The following is a 25,518-nucleotide window of genomic DNA, read 5'->3' on the forward strand; positions in this document are numbered from 1 at the left end:
ATAACTATAAATATTTATTTTTTCTGGAGGCGTCACTTTTGAAACCAAAATCAAAAGCACCATTTCTAATTTTAGCCATTTTTGCAGTCTTACTCATGGTCGTATTTGCAGTTCTTTTAGTTGAAGAAATGTGGCTACTTGCAATCTTCACTGTTGGTCTATTCATTGCTACATTCGGTGTAGGCTTTACTCTTAAAAAACGGTATAGAGAAAACGATTGGTTATAAAATTAAATTAAACTTTAATCTAAACACAGTCTATAATCTTTTTACCTACTGTTTATAACGGACTGTGTTTTTTTATCTCGAAAATTCAAAAATCACGTTTTGAACATTTTTGTAGCAACTTATATACTGAAAAAAACTTGAGGTGACTACATGAAAATTAAAAACGATAAACTCAAGGTCTATGAGTTCCTTTATAACCGTGTTTCATTTAGTGAAGAAGAGCTAGAAGAATATGCACATTTAAAACGCATGAATGTATTAGAATCTGTGTTTAACACCTATCTCAAAAAAATCGATCATTCTAAAATCGAAATCTATTGGCATTTAACATTACCCATCGAGAATAAAAAAGAAACAATCGAAGCAATGATTGTCACTTCTACAACCGTCCATCTTTTTAAAATTTTAGATCTTACTGGTCTACATACTATTAATCCGTTTAATATCCTACTTAAAAACAACCTTCCCGTACTTGATTTAAATCTAGGTGACGCCTACTACAATGTAATCAAAGATACTAAGATTGAACAAGATGGATTTAAGAAACCAATTTTCTTAAATTATGTAGTCTTAGATGAATCTTTTTCACTCATTGGTCAATCAAACTATCCTTTTTTAACACCACGTACACTATCAAGCTATTTAAAAAGAATTGAAAATACGAGTCAATCAAAAAAGCTCAACGCCCTGTTTTAAATCTCATTGATAAGAAAGATGAAATAAACGATACATTTAAAACAGGGCTAAAATGTATCAATTGTCACTCATTAAATATTGAAGTGAATACACATGTACTAAACTGTCTAGACTGTCCATCGATATTTGATATCGAGGAGTTAGTATATTCCTATATTACGTTTGCATTCCAAAGACCATTTAAAAAAAGTGAGGTCTACGCTCATTTAGGAGGTAAACTCTCACTCTACCGAATTCAATCGATATTAAAAAAGTACTTTAACAAAGTAACACCTAAAGGTCACTTTTATGAATGTTATGGAACGTATCATGTGCCAAGATAAAACCATCATCTTTTTTTATAATATCTGTTATTTCTTTTTGTAAAACTGCATTTGTCGCAAGAACACTTGTTTGTTCTAGCCAATTATTTTGCCTGCCTAAGAAATCCGTTGTAATAATCCCTACTTCATTACCAATAATTTTTCCTCCTGAGAAATCCCATGGAGAAAGTCTAAAGAACATAGCCGCTTCAATTCTCCCTTCGATGAGTTGTGCATATTCAAGTGCTGCGCTACCTAAGGATCTTGGGCTACGGCACTCTTTTACAATTTCTATGAGTGGCGCTTTAATATCCTCTCTTATTAACCATTTATGACTAATTCCGACAAGTGAATCTGAGAGATGTGAAGTCTTTACTGTTTCTAGTTTTTCATCATTTACAAATGCACCTTTACCCACTTCAGCAGAAACTAGTTTATCTTTCATGACATCTAAGATGAGCCCAGCATATGGTTCGCCATCTTTATAAATACCAATTGAAATCGCAAAGTTCTCCCTTTGATGAACAAAGTTTAAAGTCCCGTCAATTGGGTCAATAATCCAGAGATAGCCAGACTTGCTGTCTACTATATCAGCTTCATATTCTTCTCCTACAATATTATGTTCTGGGTAAATTTCTTTTATTTTCGCTCTAATATATTGTTCAGTTTCCAAATCTACAGTTGTTACAAGGTCATTTGGATTTGATTTACTTTCTACTTGAAAGGACTCCTCCATACGATTCCTAATAAATGCCCCACTATTTCTTATTAACTCTTTTGCAAACAAGTAAACACTCATTGAATCCCTCCATTTGAAAGTTTCTTATATCTATTTTATCATACAAGAATAGATATAAAAGTATACTACTGGAGGACATAATGACTAAATATAAATTTACTAAACGAGATTTTGACGTGTTTAAAATTGAGGGTCTTGAAAATAGAATGGAAGAACTCATTGAAATCACACGTCCTAAGTTAGAGAATCTTGGTGAAGACCTCACACCTTTTCTTACTGAATTAACTGGTGAAGCACACTTCCCGCATGTTGCAAAGCATGCACGCCGTACAATCAATCCACCTGATGATACATGGGTTGCATTCTCAACGAACAAACGTGGATATAAAATGTTGCCAAATTTCCAAATTGGATTGTTTAAGGACCATGCATTTGTACAATATGGCATTATCTACGAAGCACCCGGTAAACAATACGCGAGTAAAATTTGGATGAAACAGATTGATGATATTGAATCGCTTGGTAAAGACTTCTTTATTACACTCGATCATATGAAACCTGATAAGTTACTCCTTAGTGATATAGATGAAGCTGAAATTAAAAAAGGGCTAGAAAGATTAGCTCACGTTAAAAAAGGCGAATTTCTAATCGGAAAAATATATTATCCAGATAGTGATGCATTAAAGACAGACAATAGTTTCTTGGAAGATATTAAAGAAACATTTAAAATACTTTCAAAATTTTATATTAATAATGATTGATGTTAAAAGACACCGTACATTTATTGTACGGTGTCTCTTTTAATACGAAGTATATTCATTAGCAAGTTTATGGAATTCTCCAAATCGGCTGATATCAACATTACCTCCACTGATCACTAGTCCAATATTTTGCTCTACAATATCTTTATGGTGATACAGTAGATATGCGAGTGGACTCGCACCAGCTCCTTCAACTAATGTCTTATTTCTCTCTAACATATAGATCATCGCATTGGCGATTTCACCATCCGTTACCGTCACAATATCATCCACATAATTTTTACATGCCTGTTCAGTAATCTTTCCTGGTTCTTTCACTGCAATGCCGTCCGCAATTGTATCTACTTTTTCAAGTACAACATGTTTATTTTGATGAAAAGATTCATACATCGCTTTTGCACCATATGCTTGAACTCCAATAATTCGAATATTCGGATTAATTGACTTTGCTGTAAATGCAATGCCTGAAGCGAGACCCCCTCCACCAATCGGTACAATAATACATTCTAGATTCTTAATTTCCGCAATCATTTCCCTAGCGATTGTTCCTTGTCCCGCTATTACATGGACATCATCAAATGGATGAACATACGTTGCACCGGTTTCTTTTTGAAACTCGAGTGATGCATGATATGCATCATCAAAACTTTCTCCAATTAGAACGACAGTTGCCCCATAGCTTTCAGTTGCTCGAACCTTTTGTATAGGTGTATTCACAGGCATATAAATCGTTGCTTTAACACCTAATTTATATGCTGCTAATGCAACACCTTGTGCATGATTACCTGCAGATGCTGTTACGACACCTCTATTTAATTCTTCATCAGTTAACTTCTTTAACTTAAAACTTGCGCCTCTAAACTTAAATGCACCAGTTTTTTGTTGATTCTCCATTTTAAAGTATACAGTCTTACCTGTTATATCATTTGTCGTTTGCGATGTAACTAAAGGTGTTTTTTGAGACACGCCTTGAAGACTCTCCCATGCATCTCTAATTAAATCGCCAGTTAAATAATCCCCACTGGCACTTCACGCTCCTCGTATTCTTTGATTTTATCCTCATGTAACAATGTTAGAGAAATATCATCCCAACCATTTAATAATTTCTCACGATGATACTCTGAAATATCAAACGGCGTAATTTCACCGCTTGATTCTTTAATCCATTTATTCTTTAAATCAATTTCTAGATTAAAGTCACCACTTTGACTTTTCTCAGTGTATTCCTCAATTTTTTCCTCATCTAATGTAATAAGCAAAATACCATTTTTAAATGCGTTATTATAAAATATATCTGCAAAACTTGGTGCAATGATCACCTTAAATCCATAATCTAATAATGACCATGGTGCGTGCTCACGACTTGACCCACATCCAAAGTTTGGTCCTGTAACCAATACACTTGCACCGCTGTATTCCTCATCATCTAGATGGAAGTTTGAGCGAAGATTCCCGTCGTCATCATATCTCCAATTATAAAATACAAACTCACCGAACCCTGTACGCTCAATACGTTTCAAAAACTGTTTTGGAATAATCTGATCGGTATCTATGTTTTCTCTATTAAGAGCGAAAACCTTACCTGAATGTGCTATAAATTTTTCCATCGGACTCCCTCCTAATATTATGCAAAACTATATGCTCTAACATCTACAAAACGTCCTTCAATCGCTGCTGCTGCTGCCATTTCAGGGCTGACTAGATGTGTTCTTGCACCGTTTCCTTGTCTACCTTCGAAGTTACGGTTAGATGTTGATGCACAACGTCCACCGCTTGGAATAATATCATCGTTCATTCCAAGACAAGCTGAACACCCTGAATTTCTCCATTCAAATCCAGCGTCAGTAAATACTTTGTCTAGTCCAATTGTCTCTGCTTCTTCTTTAACTAAGAATGAGCCAGGTACAACAATTGCCTTTACGCCTTCTTTAACTTTTTTGCCTTTAATAATCTCTGCTGCTCGTTTTAAATCTTTTAGTCTACTATTTGTACAAGATCCAATGAATACGTGTGAAACATCAATATCTGTGATACGTTGACCCTCTTCAAGTCCCATGTATTCTAAAGCTCTCATGACTTCATCTTTATTATCCACTTCGCTTATTTTTGGTGTCTTGCCTGTGATTGGTACAACCATCGATGGGTTTGTTCCCCATGATACTTGTGGTTCGATTTTAGTCGCATCTATTTCTATTGTTTTATCGTATTTTGCACCGTCATCCGTTCTAAGATTTAGCCATTCTTCTTTAAGTGCTTCAAATGCTTCTTCGTCTTTAGGCACATATTTACGTCCATATAGATAATCGATTGTTTTCTCATCTGGACTGATTAAACCAGCACGTGCACCGCCTTCAATAGACATGTTACAAACTGTCATACGCCCTTCCATAGTAAGATCCCGAATTGCTTGTCCAGTGTATTCAACTACATACCCTGTACCGAAGTTCACTCCAAACTTAGCGATAATCGCAAGGATTAAGTCCTTTGCCGTAACACCAATTGGCAGGTCACCATTCACCTTAACATTCATCGTTTTAGGTTTCTCTTGAGCCAATGTTTGTGTTGCAAATACATGCTCAACTTCACTTGTACCAATACCGAATGCAAGTGCACCAAATGCACCGTGAGTCGATGTATGTGAGTCTCCACACACGATTGTCTTACCGGGTTGTGTTAACCCCAGTTGTGGCCCAATGACGTGTACAATACCTTGATCTTTGTGGAACATTCCAGCAAGTTTAATACCAAACTCACTACAGTTTTCCCTTAAAGCGTCTAGTTGCTGTTTTGCAATTTTATCTTTGATTTCTTCGACATTTTTAGTCGGTACATTATGATCCATAGTTGCAAAAGTTAAATCCGGACGACGGACCGTTCTATTTGCGAGTCTAAGTCCTTCAAATGCTTGTGGAGAAGTCACCTCATGAATAAGATGTAAGTCAATGTAGAGAATATCTGGTTTACCTTCTTCTTTATACACCACATGCTTATTCCAAATCTTTTCAATAATTGTCTCTTTACTCATAGACTACTCCTCCCTCATAAATTCAATAATCTTGTCCGTCATTTCAACCGTATTTAAAACTTTTCCATCCATGTCTAAATCGCCTGTATGATATCCTTCATCTAGTGCACGTTCTACGGATTTTTCAATTACCTCAGCTGCTTTTGGCATAGATAATGAGTGTTGTAGCATCATAGCAACTGATAAAATCATACTGATTGGATTAGCAATCCCCTTACCTGCTATGTCTGGTGCAGATCCATGAATCGGTTCGAATAACCCAAGACTTTTATCGTTCAAGCTAGCAGATGCAAGTACTCCGATTGTACCCGGTATAATAGACGCTTCATCACTTAAAATATCACCAAATAAATTTTCAGTAACAATAGTATCAAATGACTTTGGTTCTGTAATGAGTTTCATAGCTGCAGCATCCACAAGTAAATGCTCAAGCTCTACCTCTTTATACTCTTTCGATACTTCTTCTGCAATTTCTCTCCACATTCTAGATGATTCTAAGACATTCGCTTTATCTACTGATGTTAATTTCTTACTTCGTCCCATTGCTGACTGAAAACCAATATGCATGATGCGTTTAATCTCTTCCCTTGTGTACTGGAGAGTATCTACAACAGTATTGCCATTATCTCTACGTTCTCTTGGTGTTCCAAAATAAAGTCCTCCAGTGAGTTCACGAACAATTAAGATATCAGCGCCTTCGACACGATCACTTTTTAACGGGGAAGCATGAACAAGCGGTTTATAAACACGAATAGGTCTCAAGTTAGCAAATAGGTTCAATGCTTTTCTAATCCCAAGTAATCCTTGTTCTGGACGCTTACTGACTTCGATATTATCCCACTTTGGTCCTCCTACAGCACCGAGTAAAATTGAATCTGCATTTTTACATGCTTCAATTGTCGTTTGTGGTAAAGGTGTGTGATGATTATCAACTGCCACTCCCCCAATATCTGCTGTTTCGTAACTGAATGTTACATTAAAGCTTTTACTTATCTGATCCATTACTCTTACTGCAGATTCCATAATCTCTGGTCCAATACCATCTCCAGGCAATAAGACAATTTTTTTGGCCATTAATACGCACCTGCCTTTTGTTTTTCATGAATCATAAATCTATTTACTGCATTGATATAAGAATCAAGTGACGCTTTTAGTACATCTTGATTTGTTGAACGACCTGTAATCTGTTGATTTTCGATGTTAACTTTAAGGTGTGCCTCCGCTAATGAATCCTTACCTTTACCTACTGATCGCATTGAATAGTCTATTACGTTTACTGTATATGGAATCATTGATACAAACGTTTTAAACAATGCTTCAACACTACCGAATGCAGAACCTTTAGAAGTACGTACTGTACCATTTGGAAATACCATTTCGATTTGTGCCGTACACACACCATCTTCGTCATAATTAATTTGGAAATCATTCAAACGATATCGTTCTACCATTTCAGATTCTGATTTAATCTCCATCAGAATTGCATAAATATCATCATCTGTGACATCTTTTTTAACATCTGTAATTTTCTTAAATGCTTTAAATGCGGCTTTCGACTCTTCATCTGATAAAGACATGTTAAACTCTGCGATTTTTTCTTTAAATGCATGAGATCCTGAGTGTTTACCTATGAAAATTGTATTTGCATCAGTCACACCTACAAGTTCTGGAGTAATGATTTCGTATGTCTCTCTATTTTTGAGCACGCCATCTTGGTGAATCCCAGATTCATGTGAATGCGCGTTTTGGCCAATGACTGCTTTATTACGTTGAACTTGCATACCTGAAAGATTGGATACAAGATCACTCGTTCTTTTAATTTCTTTTAAGACTGCACGTGTATGATACGGGTAAAAATCTTTTCTAATATGAAGTAATACGGCAACTTCTTCTAATGCAGCATTTCCTGCTCTTTCGCCAATACCATTCATCGATACTTCAATTTGTGTTGCTCCGTTTTCAATTCCTGCAAGTGTATTTGCAACTGCAAGACCAAGATCGTTATGACAGTGTGTTGATAATTCAACTTTCTCGATATTAGGAACATTCTCGCTTATATATTTGAACATAGCACCATATTCTTCTGGAGTTGTAAATCCAACTGTATCCGGTAAATTGATTACAGTTGCTCCTGCATCTATTACCTTTGTGATAATGCGTACTAAAAAGTCTAAATCTGATCGTGTTGCATCTTCAGCAGACCATTCAATTTCCTTAAATTTTTCTTTAGCATAAGCGACACATTCTACAGAAGTCTCTATCACTTCATCTTCATTCATTTTGAGCTTATGCTCCATGTGTATAGGGCTAGTTGCTAAAAACACATGAATGCGCGGATTTTTAGTATCTTTGAGTGCGCTCCATGCACGGTCAATATCGCTTTTTACACATCTTGCGAGTGCAGTTACTGTCGAATCTTTAATTGTGTCAGCGATGAGTTTTACTGCTTCAAAATCCCCAACACTTGCCGCTGGGAATCCCGCTTCAATCACATCTACTCCAAGCTTTTCCAACTGTTTCGCAATCTCAAGTTTCTCACTTTTATTTAGATTTACACCAGGTGATTGTTCTCCATCTCTTAGAGTTGTATCAAAAATTTTAATTCGAGTCATACACATACATTCCTTTTCTTATTCGTTAATTGGGTTTTCAACAAATGGCATCAGTGCACGAAGTTCTCTTCCCACTTCTGTGATTGGATGCTCTTTTTCACGTCTATTAATTGCATTAAACCTTGGTCTACCAGCTTGATTTTCTAAGATCCACTCTTTTGCAAATGTACCATCTTGGATATCTGTTAAAATATCTTTCATTCTGCTCTTCGTATCTGCATCTACAACTCTTGGTCCACTTACGAAGTCACCCCACTGAGCTGTATCTGAGATTGAATATCTCATATTTTCAAGGCCACCTTCGTACATTAAATCAACGATGAGTTTTAATTCATGTAATACTTCAAAATAAGCGAGCTCTTTTTGATACCCCGCTTCTGTTAATGTTTCAAAACCAGCTTTTACAAGTGAAGTTAATCCCCCACATAATACTGCCTGTTCTCCGAATAGATCTGTTTCAGTTTCTTCTAAGAACGTCGTTTCTAATACTCCGGCACGTGCAGAGCCAATTCCACTTGAATAAGCAAGAGCTGTCTCACGCGCAGTACCTGTTTTGTCCTGATAAACACCGAACAATGCAGGTACACCTGCACCTTCAACAAATGTGCGTCGAACTAAGTGCCCTGGTCCCTTTGGTGCAACTAAGAATACGTCCACATCTTCTCTTGGTACGATCTGACTGTAGTGAACGTTAAAACCATGAGCAAATGCGAGCGCTGATCCTTCTTTTAAATTCTCATGGATTTCATTGTTGTAAACAGCAGGTTGGTTTTCATCTGGTAATAAAATCATTGTTACATCAGCATCTTTAACTGCTTCTCGAACTGATTTCACTTCAAAACCATCTTTTTCTGCACGTTCTTTTGACTTACCTTCACGAAGTCCGATAGTAACTTCATATCCGTTATCTTTTAAGTTTTGAGCATGTGCATGTCCTTGCGAGCCATATCCTACTACTGTAATTTTTTTGCCTTCTAAATCTTTTACATTGATATCTTTTTCATAATAAACTTTAGCCATAATCTTTTTCCTACTTTCGATTAATTTTATGCTTTTATAATTCAGCCTCTTGTGAAGGCTGTAATTCCTGTTCTTGATTCTGCTTCAATTCCATACGGTTTTATAAGATCAAAGAAAGCATCTATTTTTGAAGGTACACCCGTCACTTCAATAATCATCGAGTCAGTTGAAATATCTAAGACTCGTGCTCTGAACGGACGTACGATTGCTTCAATTTCGCTTCTTTCTATACGACTCACATTAACTTTAAACATCCCGAGCTCTCGTTCAACGAAAGATTCTTCAGTAATATCTGTCACTTTTAGGACATCGATGAGTTTATTTAATTGTTTTGTAAGCTGCTCGGCTCCTAATGATTTAGGGATATCAACAACGACAGTCATCTTTGTTGTCCCACTTTCAGAAGGACCGCCGGTAATTGAATGGATATTAAAATTTCTTTTACTCAACATTCCAGTAATTCTATTTAAGACACCACTTGAATTTATTAGGTCTAAAACAATTATGCGTCGCATGATTTCACCCCGATCATTTCATGATTACCTCTGCCAGCTGGCACCATCGGATATACAAGATCCAGTTTCTGTACCCTAGCATCGATTAAAACAGGTCCATCATAATTAAATGCTTCTTCTAAACATTCTTTTACCTTGTTTTCATCTTTAACTCTCATACCTTTTATGCCAAATCCTTCAGCTAACTTCACAAAGTCTGGGTTGGCACTCAAAAGGGAGCTTGAGTATCTCTCGTCGTAAAATTTTTCCTGCCACTGTCTCACCATTCCAAGTGCTTCGTTATTTATGATAATAATTTTGATTGGAAGGTTCTTCTCCTTTATTGTGGCAAGTTCTTGCATGTTCATCTGGAATCCACCGTCACCATTAATTGAAACAACAACATCATTTTTAAATGCGAGTTGTGCCCCAATTGCTGAAGGTACACCAAATCCCATTGTGCCAAGGCCACCACTTGTAACGAATCGTCTTGGCTTCTTAAACTTATAGAATTGTGCCGCCCACATCTGATGTTGACCAACGTCTGTCGTTATAATTGCATCGCCATTAGTAATTTCATAAATTTGTTCTAATAACCACTGAGGTGATATCAATTCTTCTCCTGTTTTATACCACAGTGGATATTCTTTCTTTAGAGCCAGTACTTTATCTCTCCAGGCCCCTATACTATGAGTTTTAATGTGTGCTTTATTTAGTGATTCTAACGCTTCTTTTGCATCCGCAACGATTGGAATATGTGTATGGATGTTTTTTCCAATCTCGGCTGGGTCAATATCGATATGTGACACAATTGCATTTGGTGCAAATGATCGGATTGCACCTGTTAAACGGTCATCGAATCGTGATCCAATATTGATAAGCAAATCTGCTTCATGTATTGCCAAATTTGCTGAATACGTGCCATGCATACCAGCCATTCCTAAGAACAACTCATGCTCTCCATCGAAAACGCCTAATCCATGTAACGTGGATACCACTGGTATTTGATACGTATCAATAAATTTTTTGAATTCTTTTTCAGCACCAGACACTCCAAGTCCTGCACCAGTTAACACAACTGGTCGCTCTGAATTTCTTAATGCTTCTTTTAATTTATTGATTTGATTCATGTGTGGTATCACATTCGGTTGATATCCTGGTAAATCAATTTTGTCATCGTGTTGTTGTGTAATGATTGTCTCTTGAATATTCTTAGGAATATCAACAAGTACTGGACCCTTTCTTCCTGTTGTTGCAATGTGGAAGGCCGCCTTCACAATCTTTTTTATATCTCTTGCATCTTGTATTTGAAAGTTATGCTTTGTGATTGGAGTTGTAATCCCAATGATATCTGCTTCCTGGAATGCATCTGTTCCAATCACTGCTTGAGCAACTTGTCCTGTAAAGATGACGATTGGTAAGCTGTCCATCATTGCATCCGTGATTCCTGTAATTAAATTTGTTGCTCCCGGACCACTTGTTGCAAAGACGACTCCGGCTTTTCCGCTTACTCTTGCATATCCTTCTGCAGCATGAATCAATCCCTGTTCATGCCTACATAGTATATGTTCAAGTGATTCACCTGATCTATATAGTGCGTCGTATATTGGTAACACTGCACCTCCAGGATAACCAAAACAATATTCCACGTTTTCCTGAACAAGTGCTTCAATTAAGATATCCGCACCAGTTTTCAAATGGTTTGTTTGTGAATTCATCGTGTGCCTCCTCCAAAGTAAAAATAAAAAGACCTCTCTCCCCGACAGTTGAATGTCAATGGGGAGAAGAGGTCTTCACGGTACCACCCAAAATTTGCGTTCTTAAACTAAACGCCTCACTACGTATGTAGTTCACATGTAACGGTGTGTGCCGCAAACTCTTACTCTAATTTCAGAAGCTGAACTCTGGGTGAGAATGCTACTCACGTAATTCAAGCTTTCACCATCCGCTTGATCTCTTTGAAATACGTTATAGTAGCATGTTGTCCCTTCAATGTGTATTTTTATAATTGTTATTTAAATTTTCAGAAAATTCAATGTTGAAACTAATAATATAGTGTTCCAAACAAAAACGCAAGTGTTTTTCATGAATTTTCTAAATTCTTTTAATTTTAAGTTAATTTATTTTACAAAGGCTTATAAATCATCCCTGTTATAGAAATCTGTAACTGCACCTTTCGATGAGTTAGACACAATATGTGCATATTTTCCGAGTACACCCTTATTGTATAACGGAGGTAAAACTAATCTTTCTTTACGAGCTTTGTATTCTTCTTCACTAATCTTGAACGAGAGTTCTTTTGTATCTTGATCGATTGTAACTTCATCTCCAGTTTCCACAAGTGCGATTGGTCCACCATCTTGGGCTTCAGGTGCAACGTGTCCAATTACAAGTCCATGTGTACCTCCTGAGAAACGTCCGTCTGTAACGAGTGCAATATCCTCGCCGAGACCTTTCCCAACAATAATTGATGATAAAGACAGCATCTCTGGCATCCCTGGTCCGCCTTTAGGACCAACGTAGCGAACGATAACAACGTCGCCCTTTTCAACTTCGTTATTCATTACCGCTTCAGTCGCTGCTTCTTCAGTATTAAATACTTTTGCAGGACCAACATGTCTTCGTACTTTTACGCCTGATACTTTCGCAACAGCACCAAGTGGTGCTAGGTTACCTGTTAATACTATAAGCGGTCCATCTTTACGTTTAGGATTTTCCAGCGGCATGATAACATCTTGTCCTTCTTTTAGATGTTCAATTTCTTCTAGGTTTTCTGCAACTGTCTTACCAGTACATGTAATACAATCTCCATGAATTAAACCATTTTCATAAAGATATTTAATAACACCTTGGACACCTCCAACCTCAAATAAATCTTGGAAAACATATTTACCTGAAGGTTTTAAGTCAGCTAAATGTGGGACTTTTTCTTGCATTCTATTGAAGTCAGAAATGTCTAGTTCCACTTCAGCAGCATGTGCAATCGCGAGTAAATGCAGAATCGCGTTAGTAGAGCCACCAAGTGCATAGACAACTGTAATCGCATTTTCAAAAGCTTTTTTCGTCATGATATCTCTTGGATAAATACCGAGTTCTAACATGTTCAATATCGCTTTACCTGCTTCGTAAACGTCTTTTTCTTTATTTTTCGTAGCTGCAGGGTTAGATGCAGATCCAGGCAATGACATCCCCATCGCTTCAAGCGCAGATGCCATTGTGTTTGCAGTGTACATACCTCCACATCCACCTGGTCCTGGACAGCCATTACATTCAATTGCGTTTAATTCTTGGTCTGTGAGGTCGCCATTGTTCCATTTACCGACACCTTCGAACACACTTACTAAGTCAATATCTTTACCATTAAGTTTTCCTGGCGCAATTGTTCCACCATACACAAATATTGAAGGTACATTCATATTCGCCATCGCAATTGCTGCGCCAGGCATATTTTTATCACATCCGCCGATTGCAATTAATGCGTCTAAGTTTTGACCACCGACGACTGTTTCTAATGAATCCGCGATGATATCTCTTGAAGGTAAGCTAAATCTCATTCCTGGTGTACCCATCGCAATTCCATCAGCAACCGTGATCGTATTGAACTGAATTGGTACTCCACCTGCTTCACTGATACCTTCTTTTGCAAATTGGGCAAGATCATTTAAGTGAATATTACAAGGTGTTGTCTCTGCCCAGTTTGCAGCAACGCCAATTTGTGGTTTTTCAAAACTTTCGTCAGTAAAACCGACTGCACGAAGCATCGCTCTATTTGGTGCTTTAATATTACTTTCTGTATAGACATGACTCTTTATTCTAAGATCTTTTTTCTCTACCAAGTTTAAACACTCCTATATTAAATTTCAGTTTCTAATGTATAAACTTTAGATTTTTTCTTGTTTTTATCTTCACTCATTTTGCTGTAGAAATTTGCAACAATACTACCTGAGAAGTTATGCCATATGCTAAAAATAGCACCTGGCACAGCGGCAATCGGGTCAAAATGTGTTGTAGCAAGCGCTGCAGCAAGACCAGAGTTTTGCATACCCACTTCGATGGATGTCGTCTTTTTATCTGCAAGATTGAATTTAAACAACTTACCAATAAAATAACCAAGCACATATCCAAGTACGTTATGTAATACAACGACAATTAAAATGAGTAATCCTGATTTAATAATGTTTTCTGTGTTGTTCGCAACAACTGCTGTTAATACACCGATAATCCCTACTACAGAAATGAGTGGCAGTAAACCAACTGCTTTTTGTGTCGTAGTCTCAAAGAAGTATTGAACAGCAAAACCTAGGATAATAGGAATTAAAACAATTTTTACAATCGATAAAAACAGACTGTTAAATGAAACAGGTAAGTATGCTCCTGCAAGCCATAAAGTTAATGCTGGTGTTACGATTGGTGCAAGAAGCGTTGTTACTGAAGTAGCAGTAACAGATAAAGCCACGTTCCCTCTCGCAAGATATGTGATTACGTTCGAAGAAGTCCCTCCTGGACAACATCCAACTAAGATAACTCCAATCGCAATTTCCTTAGGTAAGTTAAATAGAAAAACGAGAGAAACTGCAATGATTGGCATCGCGACAAACTGCGCGACAGCCACAACTAAAATTTTAAACGGAGCCTTCAACACATTTTTAAAATCTTGTGTTGTAAGTGTTAGTCCCATTCCAAACATGATAATCATGAGTAACGGGTTAATATAAGGTGCGATCCAAGAAAAAAGATTTGGAATCATAAAAGCAAGTACTGCAAAGATAAGCACCCAGATGGCAAATGTTTTACCAATAAATGTACTAAATCGAGTCAATGATTTCATTGTGTGTTCCTCCAAAAATGTAATACATGTAATGTTATCAGAAAATTCAAAATATAAAAAGAGCATTTTACTAAAATATCAGATAATTCCGAATAAATACGTTTTCATTTGATGGTTTTAGACTATTTTGGAACAAAAAATAGGATGACGGTGTCGTCATCCTATTTCTATATTATAAATCGTCGTTATTGCGGCGATCTACATTTTCTCTTCTTGTACGTGCTGCGTCTTCTGTATCGTAATTGTATTCTTCATCAGTTACAGGATAGTCTACATCTTGTGATTTAAGGTTTTCATCAACTGCACTAAATTGACGTGTTTTTTCTAAATCATCATAACCGTCACGTTCGTCTTGAATTCTGTTTAATTCTCTTTGATTATGAGATTCGATGTCACGCTCATATTGAGATTCATTTCTATTTCTAATTCGATTCAGTTCTTCTTGGTTGTGATCTTCAACGTCTCGTTCAAAATCGTCACGATTCTGTTTGATTGAACGGTCGTTTCTGTCATAATTATCTCTCGCATAATCTGGTCTTCTGTTGATATACTCATTCGTTGCGCCTTGAGTAATCACTTTATCTTTTCGAGCAAATAATAGAATTGCCGCAATCACGAACATCAGTGAAGAGAATAAAGTAATTACAAATGGAGCAATAATAATAGCAGCGATTAGTAATAAAATACCTGCTAAAATACGTTTTCTCATTTTAATTAAACCAAAGAATGCAATGATTAATGGAATTAATAAAATGACTGCAGCTAACCAAAAGTTTTGAGTGGTAACTTCAATAACCTGCATGAGCTCATCTACTGTTAGGTCAGTTCCTTGAACTGCATCTTGTGCGTTCATACGAATCGACTCCATGAATTGTGGATCTCTCGCAGTGAATAATGAGAAGAATGCAAGATACGCTGTTAATGCGAGTAGCGCAATCCACCCAATCCACCCGAATATTTTTTCAGGAACACGGCTGACTGGTTGCACAACCTGTGTGTATTCTTTAACCATATTAATTACCTCCGAAGTAAGTTTCTGTTCTATAATTGTTTTTACCCTGAAATCTATAGTGAAAAACACTAATCTAGTGACATTTTAAATTCTAATAGTAATTCATTGTAGTATTCTGTCCACTTTGGACCTAAATCTCGGTAAACCTCAAGCGTGGCCATCGTTTCTTTATCCGGATAAAATTCCTTAGCACTTTTTACTTCTTCATCTAACGCTTCAAAAGCAGCCTTATTAGGAGTGGCATAGCCCACCCAATCTGTATTTTGTAATGCAACATCTTTTTCTAATAGGAAGTTGATAAACTGATGAGCACCATCAATATTTTTAGCAGATTTTGGAATTGCCATTGTATCAAACCAAAGGTTTGTGCCCTCTTCAGGAATCACGTACTGTAACTCTTCATTCTCATACATGATATCCATCGCCATTCCGCTCCATACAACAGCAGCTTTCGCTTCATTTTCTCTCATCATAGAAGAAATTTCATCACCAACGATACCACGAACATTCGGTGAAAGCGATTCTAGTTTTCTTTCAGCTTGTTTGAGTTCATATTTGTCTATTGAGTTTAAAGAATACCCTTCACTATTCAGTGCAAACCCAATCGTTTCTCGTGCACCATCAATTAGGAGAACATTGTTTACAAGTGTCTCATCATAAAGACTTTCCCATGAACTAAAGTCAATGCCTTGAGTTGTTTCTGGATTATAGAGAATACCTACAGTCCCAAAGAAGTATGGAAGAGAATATTCATTTCCTGGATCAAATGGAAGGTCTAAGAATGACTCATCTATGTTTTTGATATTCGGTATCTTGCTATGATCAATCGGAATTAGTAATCCCTCTTTTTTCATCTTTTCAACAGTATATTCACTCGGGAATACGACATCATAGCGTTGCTTTTGTTTGATTTTTACAAGCATCGCTTCATTAGAATCATATGTCTCATAAACGACACGAATTCCTGTCTCTTCAGTAAATTGCTTGATTAGTTCAGGGTCAATATACTCGCCCCAGTTGTAAACATATAACACATCTTTCTCGGCATTTGACGAATGATTCAATAGTTTCGTACCAAATAAAAAGAGTCCGCCAACAACTAAGCTTGTTGCAATTAATGAAATTAAAAATCTCATGTCGTCTTACCTCTCTTTATATTTTTGTCCGATACAAAGTAGTAAATGATTGCGATGATTAAAACAACGACAAATATCACAGTTGATATCGCGTTGATTTCGAGTGTAATTCCTCGTCTTGCCATTGCATAAATTTCTACCGATAATGTGCTAAATCCGTTACCAGTCACAAAGAATGTCACTGCAAAGTCATCAAGAGAATACGTAAGTGCCATTAAGAATCCAGCAAATATACCTGGCTTTATATTCGGTATTAAGACTTTTGTTAAGACATCCCATGCACTTGCTCCTAAATCTTGTGCTGCAAGTACCAAATTGTTATTTTGCTGATAAAGACTCGGTAAAATCATGAGTACAACAATTGGGACACTAAATGCAACATGCGCTAGAATGACGCTAACACTACCTAATGTAATTCCAAATAACGAGAATAGAATTAACAGTGATGCGCCGATGATCACGTCAGGTGACACTATTAATACGTTATTTAAAGTTAATAACGTATTTTTCACATACCTTTGTCTAATAAAGTAAAGAAACAATGCGCCAAACAAACCAATCACAGTAGAAATGCCACTTGAAATAAGTGCTACTGCTATAGTATTCATTAAGACTGTCATGAGCGCTTTATTTTCGATTACACTCTTATAGTAATCTAATGTGAAACCGTCAAAGTTCGACATTGTTCCACCTGCATTGAACGAATAGAACGCGAGATAGAGAATTGGGAAGTACAAGAAAATAATCATCAGTGTTAAAAAACTTTTGCTTAATGTGTTCATCTTATACACTCTCCTTCTTCGTTCTCGTGGCTAGCATGACGAATACCATGAAGAGTATAAGGAAAACGCCAACCGTCGATCCCATGCCCCAGTTTTCATTTATTAAGAACTGTTGCTCAATCGCAGTTCCAAGTGTCACAACCTTGTTTCCTGCTACAAGTCTTGAGAGCATAAATAAACTAAGTGCTGGAATAAACGTGATTTGAATTCCTGACTTTACACCTTCTAAAGATAAAGGAAAGATCACCCTTGTGAGTGTTTCCCATTTTGAAGCACCAAGGTCATAAGATGCCGAAATGAGGTTCTTGTTGATCCCGTTTATAGAGTTAAAAATTGGGAGCACCATAAATGGAATAAAAATATAAACTGCAACAGTTATGAATGCAAAATCACTAAACAGTAACTGAATTTGTGTAAGTCCAATTGTTTCAAAAATAGTGTTTACGACACCATTAATACCTAGAATTCCGATAAATGCATACGTCTTTAGTAAGATATTAATCCAAGTAGGAATAATAATGATTAGTAACCAAAACGTTTTGTGTTTTAATCTTGAAATAACGAGTGCTAATGGATAACTAATAAGTAAAGTAATCACTGTAATTAAAAAGGCATACCAAAACGAATTTAAAGTCATTTTTAAGTAGTTACTACTTAAAAATTCTGCATAGTTTTGTAACGTTAGATTGCCACTCATGTCATTGAAAGAGTAATAAATCATAAACGAAATCGGAAGTATCACAAATACGACCATCCATAATAAATACGGAATTGCTAATACTCTTTTCATTATAGAATACCTTCATATGATTCTAATCGTTCGTTAAATTCTTCTTCTTTTTCACCTGGAACCATGATATGCATGTTTTCTTTATCAAAATAAATGCTGACCTTTTTACCTTCTTCACTTCTTTGTGTCGTATGAATCACCCATTCATAACCATCTTCATCAAGGACACAAATTTCATAATGAACCCCTCTGAAAAGAATTGAGTCCACAGTAACATTTAAATGTCCTTCGCCTGCAGGTTTTAGAATGATGTCTTCAGGACGTACCATTACTTCGACTGGTGTACCACGTTTTACACCACCATCGACACATTCATACGCGCGACCATAAATCGACACTTTACCATCTTCAAGCATTTCACCTTCGACGATATTGGATTCACCAATAAAATCTGCAACATATCTATTTAACGGTTCATCATAAATATCTTTCGGACTACCTGCTTGTACAATATGTCCTCTATCCATGACTAAAATTTCATCACTTAATGCGAGTGCTTCTTCCTGGTCATGTGTGACAAAGATAAAAGTAATGCCTAATTTTTGTTGGAGTTCTTTTAATTCATACTGCATTTCCACTCGTAAGTTATGGTCTAATGCAGACAATGATTCATCTAGGAGAAGAATGTCAGGTTCGTTTACAATTGCACGGGCAATCGCCACTCTCTGTTTCTGTCCACCAGATAAGCTCTCAATATCTCGTTCTTTAAAATCTGTTAAGTTAGTAAAACGAAGTGCTTCTTTGATGCGCTCATCTCGTTCACTCTTAGAGACCTTCTTAATTTTTAAACCAAATGCGACATTTTCATATACATTTAAATGTGGAAAGAGTGCATAATCTTGGAAAACTGTATTCACTTGTCTCTTGTTTGCAGGAATGTCATTCATTTTTTTATCCCCAAAATAAAGGTCTCCAGAAGTTGGATTAACAAATCCCCCAATGATCTTTAATAATGTTGTTTTACCGCATCCAGATGGACCTAAGATTGTGTAAAATTTGCCTTCAGAAAAAGTAAAATCGATATTTTTTAATATATGTGCATCATCAAAATATTGGTGAATATTCTGTAAACGTATCTCTGTCATTTTCTCCTCCTAATCTTTAATTCAATTAATTATATTTTTTTTGCTCGCATTTAACAATACATTTTTTAAACTTTTAAAATGTCTTCTGGACGACTTATCTTTAACTGTTTAACTAACGTAAACGGTTCTAAACTAGAAACAGATTTAAACTCTCTAAATATTGTTTTCTCTTCTGCTTTTGAAGGAACAATATCTTTAAAATTGTTGTATGCATCATTCAAATCTGCTGCTTTTATCCCATTTTCATATCCTGCTTCAATACATTGAAAAAATTCTACCACTGTAATCATTTCTTCTGTACTCCAGTCTAAATCTAGCGGATAACTATATGATTTCTCCATTTTTTATCTCCTTTCGGTTATAAAAAAAGCGTCCCTAAGGACGCTTATTAAAAATTACATTGAGTGAATTGGACGACCAAGTGCTGCTTCTGCTGCTTCCATAGGAATTTCTCCTAAAGTTGGGTGAGCATGAATTGTAAGCGCGATGTCTTCTAATGTCATGCCAGTTTCAACTGCAAGGCTGAGCTCTGAAATAATATCAGAAGCACCGTTACCAGCGATTTGAGCACCGATAACAAGCCCGTCTTCTTTACGTGCAACGATTTTAACAAATCCATCTGTTTTGTTTAGACCTAAAGCACGACCGTTAGCAGCGAATGGGAAACGACCAGTTACGTAGTCGAGACCTTCTTCTTTTGCTTGTGTTTCGTTGTATCCTACTGAAGCAAGTTCTGGTTCAGTGAAGCATACTGCTGGCATTCCGATGTAATCTACTTCAGATTTTTCTCCAGCGATTGCTTCTGCAGCAACTTTACCTTCGTAGCTTGCTTTATGCGCAAGTTGTAGCCCAGGAACAATATCACCGATTGCATAGATGTTGTCTACACTTGTACGGCTTTGTTTGTCTACTTCGATAATTCCACGATCAGTCATCTTAACACCAATTTGTTCTAAACCAATTTCGTCAGTGTTTGGACGACGACCTACAGTTACAAGAACGTAGTCTGCTTCAATTGTATGTGCTTCACCATTTTTATCTTCATAAGTGATTGACACGCCATTTTCAGTTTCTTCAGCTGATTTCGCCATCGCTTGTGTTACAACTTCAACGCCTTTTTTCTTAAGGTTGCGTTTAACAAGTTGTGTCATATTCTTTTCGAATCCACCAAGGATGTCTTTAGTACCTTCTAAAATAGTTACTTCAGTGCCAAAGTTAGCATATGCAGTACCTAGTTCAGTACCGATATATCCTCCACCGATTACAACTAACTTTTCAGGTTTTTCTTCTAGATTTAACGCACCAGTTGAATCAATGATACGTTTACCAAATTTAAATCCTGGGATTTCAATTGGTCTAGATCCAGTCGCAACAATTGCATTTTTGAACTCATAAGTTTGTGCGCTATTTTCCTGAGCAACTTTGATGCTGTTATTAGATGAGAAGTAAGCTTCACCTTGAACAACTTCAACCTTGTTACCTTTAAGTAGTGATTCAACACCACCAACAAGTTTTTGTACAACACTTTCTTTGAATGATTGTACTTTTGTGAAGTCGAGTTTAACGTTTTCTACTGTCACACCCATATCTTCAGAATCTTGTGCTTCTTGGAATCTATGTGATGAAGAAATTAGTGCTTTAGAAGGGATACAACCAACGTTTAAGCACACGCCTCCAACTTTATCACGTTCTACTAATACAACTTTTTGACCGAGTTGAGCTGCACGGATTGCTGCAACGTATCCACCAGGACCGCCACCTACAACAACCGTATCTACCTCAATTGCGAAATCTCCAACTACCATTCTTTACCCCTCCATTAATAATAAATCTGGATTATTTAATAAGCGTTTAATATGATTTAATGCTTTTTGAGCTAATGCACCGTCAATGACTCTGTGATCATAACTGATAGAAAGTGCTAAGACACGTGCCGCAACAACCTCACCGTCACGTACAATTGGTGCCTCTTCAATTCTACCAATACCGATAATCGCTACTTCTGGTTGGTTGATGACTGGCGTAAACCATTTTCCACCTTCTGAACCTAGGTTAGAGATAGAAATTGATCCGCCTTTCATTTCATCTAAAGTAAGTTTACCGTCACGCGCTTTATCTGCAAGTTCTGAAATTGTATCAGCAATTTCAAACATTGATAATGCATTGGCATCGCGAACAACTGGAACGACTAATCCACGTTCAGTATCCGCAGCAATACCTACGTTGTAATAATGCTTCTGAATAATTTCCATTGTTTCGTTATCAATAGACGTATTTAATTCAGGATATTTCTTAAGTGCTGAAACGACAGCTTTCACGACGTATGGTAAGAAAGTAAGTTTCGTACCTTGCTCTGCTGCAACATCTTTGAAGTTCTTACGATGCTCCCAAAGTTTATCTACAACTACTTCGTCAATATTTGTAACGTGTGGTGATGTTTGTTTAGAATTAACCATTGCATCTGCAATTGTTCTTCTGATTCTAGACATTTTTTCACGTGTTTCACGTTCTCCAGTAGATACTGCTGCAACTTTAGATTCTTCTTTTGTTTCAGCAACTTCTTCTACTGACTCCGTTTCAGTTGCGATTGTTTCTTCAGCTGATTTTTGATCTCCATTTAGATAAGCATCGATATCTTCAATTAAAATACGACCATTTTTACCGCTACCTGATACTGCTTTTATGTCAACATCGTTGTCACGTGCATATTTACGTACGCGTGGCATAGCGATAATAAATTTCTTATCTGAATCAGACTCTTCAGCCTCTACATCTTTAGATGCAGATTCTTTTTTAGGTGCTTCCTCAGGTTCAGATTTCTCTACCTCTTTAGCAACCTCGTCTTTTGTTTCTTTTTCGTCTGACTCTTTTTCATCAGTTTCTGGTTCTTTATCTTCAGTAGATTCTGAAGGACCAGAACCATCATCGATTGTTACGATGATACTACCTACCGTCGTTACTTCTCCTTCAGGGACGTGAATTTTTTCAATCGTTCCTGAAACTGGAGAAGGTAATTCAACAACTGCTTTGTCGTTTGCAATTTCTACTAGGGTATCATCTTCTTCTATTTTATCGCCTTCGGCAATAAACCATTTTGCAATTTCACCTTCATGAATACCCTCACCGATATCATGAAGTTTTACTTCATATGCCATTTATTTACCCTCCATCTGGTTAGAAATTGATCGCGTCTTTCGCTTTCTCGATAATATCTTCTTTGTTTGGTAACCAAACTTTTTCCGCAGCTGTGAATGGATACACTGTATCCGGAGCAGCTACAATCTTGATTGGCGCTTCAAGAGATAAAATCACACGCTCTTGTAATTCTGCAACCACTTGTCCAGCAACACCTGCTTGACGTTGTGCTTCTTGAATTACTACTGCACGATTTGTTTTCTCAATAGAAGCTACAAGTGTTTCGTAGTCTACTGGAGAAACTGTACGTAAGTCGATGACTTCAGCACTGATTCCATCTTTTTCAAGTGCTTCAGCTGCTGCTAGAGATTCTTGTACCATCGCACCATATGCGATTAAAGTAATGTCTGTACCTTCTCTTCTCACTGCTGCTTTACCTAATTCCACTTCGTACTCTTCTTCAGGTACGTCTTCACGGAATGAACGGTATAACTTCATGTGTTCTAGATAAATAACAGGATCATTAGAACGAATCGCTGCAATGAGTAATCCTTTCGCATCATAAGGTGTTGAAGGAATGACTACACGTAAACCTGGTGTTTGTGCCATTAATCCTTCTAATGAATCCGCGTGAAGTTCTGGAGTGTTTACTCCACCACCGAATGGTGCACGGATTACGATTGGCATTGGTTTTGTTCCACCTGAACGTTGACGGTGACGTGCAATTTGTCCCGCAATTCCATCCATAGCTTCAAATAAGAAACCAAAGAATTGAATCTCAACAACAGGTCTAAATCCTTCTAATGTTAAACCTAAACCAAGTGATGCAATTCCACTCTCAGCTAATGGAGTATCGAATACACGATCTTCACCGAATTCTTCGTATAGTCCTTCAGTTGCACGGAATACACCACCGTTGACACCGATGTCTTCACCGAATACTAGAACGTTTTCGTCGTTCTTTAATTCAGTACGCATCGCATCAGTTATCGCTTGAATCATTGTCATTTGTGCCATGTTACTTTGACTCCTTTTCTTTGTAGTAGTCATATTGCTCTTCCACATTGCTTGGCTTTTCATCGTACATTAAGTCCATAAGATCTGTGACTTTTTGTGAAGCAGCTTTGTCAGCTTCTGAGATTGCTTCTTTCACGTCTGCACGTGCTTGTTCGATCACTTCATCTTCTTTTTCTTTAGACCATAGACCTTTTTCTTCTAAGAACGTACGCATACGAGTGATTGGGTCTTTTTTCTCCCATTCAGTTTGCTCGTTGTCCTCACGATATCTCGTTGGATCGTCACCAGCTAATGTGTGTGCACCATAGCGGTAAGTAACAGTTTCGATAAGCGTTGGTCCTTCTCCATTAATAGCACGCTCTCTTGCATCTTTAGTTACTTTATAAACCGCAAGCGCATCCATTCCATCTACATAAACGCCTGGAATACCAGCAGCAACTGCTTTTTGCGCTAATGTTTTAGCAGAAGTTTGAACGTGTCTTGGTGTAGAAATAGCATATTGGTTGTTTTGTACTACAAAAATCGCTGGTGCTTTAAATGCTCCTGCAAAGTTAATACCTTCGTAGAAGTCCCCTTGTGAAGTACCACCGTCACCTGTATATGTGATTACTACATTATCTTTTTTACGTTTTTTAATCCCAAGAGCAACACCTGCTGTTTGAACGTACTGAGCACCAATGATGATCTGTGGGCTAAGTGCATTCACACCTTCAGGGAATTGGTTCCCTTCATAATGTCCTCTTGAGAATAGGAATGCTTTCGATAAAGGCAGTCCATGCCAAATCAGTTGTGGTACATCTCTGTACCCTGGTAAAACGTAATCCCCTTTTTGTAATGCATAATGACTTGCAATCTGTGATGCTTCTTGTCCTGCAGTAGGCGCATAGAACCCAAGTCTACCCTGACGGTTTAATGATGTAGAACGCTCATCTAGTACGCGTGTCCAAACCATTCTCGTCATAAGCTCAACAAGCTCCTCATCAGATAAGTCAGGCATTGCTGATTTATTCACAATCTTACCGTTCTCATCTAAAATTTGAAAAAGTTCAAAAGACTCTTCAATTTCTTTTAATTGAGCTACCGGGTCAAAACTTTTGTTTTTCGGTGCCATACTTGTTCACCATACCTTTCAATAAAATGCTTACATTAATAATATCATAATACATACATAACCGTAAGTTTTTCACGTGTTTTAATCTATAAGTAAGCTTGATGATAAACAATCACAAATATCGTAGATGAGTCGTGAAAATTCTGTGAAATTATAGTATAATTAAGAAATGTATTTTGATAGGAGGCTAAATATGCTTACGATGAAAGATGTTGTTCGAGATGGTCATCCAATTCTTCGCACAAAGGTTGACGAAGTGACTACTATTGACGAACAAACACAAAACGAACTCCGTGAAATGAGACAGTTTTTAATTAACTCACAAGATGAGGAAATTGCTGAAAAATATGATTTACGTGCGGGTGTTGGATTAGCGGCACCACAAATAAACTTAAACAAGCGAATGCTTGCAGTATATTTAACTGATGAAAATAATGAACCTGTCTATGATTTGATGTTAATCAATCCAAAAATCATCAGTCATTCAGTTCAAGAATCATTTCTTCCAACAGGCGAAGGATGCCTAAGTGTAGATGAAGACATCGATGGCTTAGTCCATCGTAAAAAAAGAATTAAAGTCCGTGCATTAGATATTGACGGAAATGAAGTTGTGATTAAAGCGAGTGGTATGCTCTCGATTGTATTACAACATGAATTGGATCATTTAGATGGAATTTTATTCTATGATCACATTAATAAAGAAACACCATTACTACCAAAAGAAGGCGCAACACCACTCGAGTAAT

General features: G+C 37.0%; 25 protein-coding genes and 1 other annotated feature. Of the genes, 4 read left to right on the plus strand and 21 right to left on the minus strand.

Features of this window, described 5'->3' with window-relative positions:
• The first annotated feature begins 38 nt into the window (after positions 1–38).
• The gene (locus IEU51_RS03395; protein ID WP_408634872.1) at positions 39–227 is read left to right on the plus strand and encodes a DUF5325 family protein; all 189 of its coding nucleotides are present in this window, start codon (positions 39–41) and stop codon (positions 225–227) included.
• 150 nt (positions 228–377) lie between these two features.
• The gene (locus tag IEU51_RS03400) at positions 378–923 is read left to right on the plus strand and encodes a hypothetical protein (protein ID WP_186086847.1); all 546 of its coding nucleotides are present in this window, start codon (positions 378–380) and stop codon (positions 921–923) included.
• Between the two features lie 273 nt (positions 924–1,196).
• Here IEU51_RS03400 and IEU51_RS03405 read toward each other — a convergent pair whose 3' ends face one another.
• Positions 1,197–2,024: an inositol monophosphatase family protein gene (locus tag IEU51_RS03405; RefSeq protein WP_186086844.1), complete on the minus strand. Its 828-nt coding sequence runs from the start codon at positions 2,022–2,024 to the stop codon at positions 1,197–1,199.
• An 80-nt stretch (positions 2,025–2,104) separates the two neighbouring features.
• Between IEU51_RS03405 and IEU51_RS03410 the strand changes: the two genes are divergently transcribed.
• On the plus strand, positions 2,105–2,725 hold the full coding sequence (locus IEU51_RS03410; protein ID WP_186086841.1) for a YktB family protein: 621 nt from the start codon (positions 2,105–2,107) through the stop codon (positions 2,723–2,725).
• A gap of 39 nt (positions 2,726–2,764) precedes the next feature.
• On the opposite strand, the gene ilvA is transcribed toward IEU51_RS03410, so the two are convergent.
• From ilvA to pdhA, 20 genes are all read right to left on the minus strand, one after another.
• Positions 2,765–3,691 carry a threonine ammonia-lyase gene (gene ilvA / locus IEU51_RS03415; protein ID WP_229713819.1) on the minus strand — a complete coding sequence of 309 codons (927 nt, stop codon included), beginning with the start codon at positions 3,689–3,691 and terminating at the stop codon, positions 2,765–2,767.
• A 41-nt stretch (positions 3,692–3,732) separates the two neighbouring features.
• Positions 3,733–4,332, minus strand: a complete 600-nt coding sequence (leuD, locus tag IEU51_RS03420; RefSeq protein WP_186086838.1) for a 3-isopropylmalate dehydratase small subunit — start codon at positions 4,330–4,332, stop codon at positions 3,733–3,735.
• Positions 4,333–4,349: 17 nt separating this feature from the next.
• Entirely contained in the window at positions 4,350–5,750 is a 1,401-nt protein-coding gene (gene leuC, locus IEU51_RS03425) for a 3-isopropylmalate dehydratase large subunit (RefSeq protein ID WP_186086835.1), read from the minus strand.
• 3 nt (positions 5,751–5,753) lie between these two features.
• Positions 5,754–6,824 (minus strand): 3-isopropylmalate dehydrogenase, encoded by a 1,071-nt coding sequence (gene leuB, locus IEU51_RS03430; RefSeq protein WP_186086832.1) that lies wholly within the window; start codon positions 6,822–6,824, stop codon positions 5,754–5,756.
• Entirely contained in the window at positions 6,824–8,362 is a 1,539-nt protein-coding gene (locus IEU51_RS03435; RefSeq protein WP_186086829.1) for a 2-isopropylmalate synthase, read from the minus strand. The genes leuB and IEU51_RS03435 overlap by 1 nt, the downstream gene beginning before the upstream one ends.
• A gap of 18 nt (positions 8,363–8,380) precedes the next feature.
• The gene (gene ilvC / locus IEU51_RS03440; RefSeq protein ID WP_268234185.1) at positions 8,381–9,403 is read right to left on the minus strand and encodes a ketol-acid reductoisomerase; all 1,023 of its coding nucleotides are present in this window, start codon (positions 9,401–9,403) and stop codon (positions 8,381–8,383) included.
• 20 nt (positions 9,404–9,423) lie between these two features.
• Positions 9,424–9,897: an acetolactate synthase small subunit gene (ilvN, locus tag IEU51_RS03445; protein WP_186086824.1), complete on the minus strand. Its 474-nt coding sequence runs from the start codon at positions 9,895–9,897 to the stop codon at positions 9,424–9,426.
• Entirely contained in the window at positions 9,885–11,594 is a 1,710-nt protein-coding gene (gene ilvB / locus IEU51_RS03450) for a biosynthetic-type acetolactate synthase large subunit (protein ID WP_186086807.1), read from the minus strand. The genes ilvN and ilvB overlap by 13 nt, the downstream gene beginning before the upstream one ends.
• Positions 11,595–11,650: 56 nt before the next feature.
• Positions 11,651–11,878, minus strand: a binding site (T-box leader).
• A gap of 133 nt (positions 11,879–12,011) precedes the next feature.
• Complete coding sequence (gene ilvD, locus IEU51_RS03455) at positions 12,012–13,712, minus strand: dihydroxy-acid dehydratase (RefSeq protein WP_186086804.1); 1,701 nt, start codon at positions 13,710–13,712, stop codon at positions 12,012–12,014.
• Positions 13,713–13,729: 17 nt separating this feature from the next.
• On the minus strand, positions 13,730–14,704 hold the full coding sequence (locus IEU51_RS03460) for a bile acid:sodium symporter family protein (RefSeq protein WP_186086801.1): 975 nt from the start codon (positions 14,702–14,704) through the stop codon (positions 13,730–13,732).
• A 172-nt stretch (positions 14,705–14,876) separates the two neighbouring features.
• Positions 14,877–15,716, minus strand: a complete 840-nt coding sequence (locus IEU51_RS03465; RefSeq protein WP_186086798.1) for a DUF4064 domain-containing protein — start codon at positions 15,714–15,716, stop codon at positions 14,877–14,879.
• A gap of 68 nt (positions 15,717–15,784) precedes the next feature.
• On the minus strand, positions 15,785–16,852 hold the full coding sequence (locus tag IEU51_RS03470; protein ID WP_186086795.1) for an ABC transporter substrate-binding protein: 1,068 nt from the start codon (positions 16,850–16,852) through the stop codon (positions 15,785–15,787).
• Positions 16,849–17,634 carry an ABC transporter permease gene (locus IEU51_RS03475; protein ID WP_186086792.1) on the minus strand — a complete coding sequence of 262 codons (786 nt, stop codon included), beginning with the start codon at positions 17,632–17,634 and terminating at the stop codon, positions 16,849–16,851. The genes IEU51_RS03470 and IEU51_RS03475 overlap by 4 nt, the downstream gene beginning before the upstream one ends.
• Position 17,635: 1 nt before the next feature.
• Positions 17,636–18,424: an ABC transporter permease gene (locus tag IEU51_RS03480; RefSeq protein WP_186086789.1), complete on the minus strand. Its 789-nt coding sequence runs from the start codon at positions 18,422–18,424 to the stop codon at positions 17,636–17,638.
• Positions 18,424–19,509: an ABC transporter ATP-binding protein gene (locus tag IEU51_RS03485; protein WP_186086786.1), complete on the minus strand. Its 1,086-nt coding sequence runs from the start codon at positions 19,507–19,509 to the stop codon at positions 18,424–18,426. Before IEU51_RS03485 ends, IEU51_RS03480 begins: the two co-directional genes overlap by 1 nt.
• Positions 19,510–19,574: 65 nt before the next feature.
• Complete coding sequence (locus IEU51_RS03490; protein ID WP_186086783.1) at positions 19,575–19,850, minus strand: UPF0223 family protein; 276 nt, start codon at positions 19,848–19,850, stop codon at positions 19,575–19,577.
• Between the two features lie 54 nt (positions 19,851–19,904).
• Positions 19,905–21,314, minus strand: coding sequence for a dihydrolipoyl dehydrogenase (gene lpdA / locus IEU51_RS03495; RefSeq protein WP_186086780.1), 1,410 nt, complete (start codon positions 21,312–21,314; stop codon positions 19,905–19,907).
• Between the two features lie 3 nt (positions 21,315–21,317).
• Entirely contained in the window at positions 21,318–22,664 is a 1,347-nt protein-coding gene (locus tag IEU51_RS03500; protein ID WP_186086752.1) for a dihydrolipoamide acetyltransferase family protein, read from the minus strand.
• A gap of 19 nt (positions 22,665–22,683) precedes the next feature.
• A complete protein-coding gene (locus IEU51_RS03505; protein WP_186086749.1) occupies positions 22,684–23,661 on the minus strand; it encodes an alpha-ketoacid dehydrogenase subunit beta in 978 nt (325 codons plus the stop codon).
• Position 23,662: 1 nt separating this feature from the next.
• On the minus strand, positions 23,663–24,772 hold the full coding sequence (pdhA, locus tag IEU51_RS03510; RefSeq protein WP_186086746.1) for a pyruvate dehydrogenase (acetyl-transferring) E1 component subunit alpha: 1,110 nt from the start codon (positions 24,770–24,772) through the stop codon (positions 23,663–23,665).
• Positions 24,773–24,965: 193 nt separating this feature from the next.
• Between pdhA and def the strand changes: the two genes are divergently transcribed.
• Positions 24,966–25,517 carry a peptide deformylase gene (def, locus tag IEU51_RS03515; protein WP_186086743.1) on the plus strand — a complete coding sequence of 184 codons (552 nt, stop codon included), beginning with the start codon at positions 24,966–24,968 and terminating at the stop codon, positions 25,515–25,517.
• Position 25,518 lies beyond the last annotated feature (1 nt).

The sequence above is a fragment of the Phocicoccus schoeneichii genome (genome assembly GCF_014635565.1).
GTDB classification, from domain to species: Bacteria; Bacillota; Bacilli; order Staphylococcales; family Salinicoccaceae; genus Phocicoccus; species Phocicoccus schoeneichii.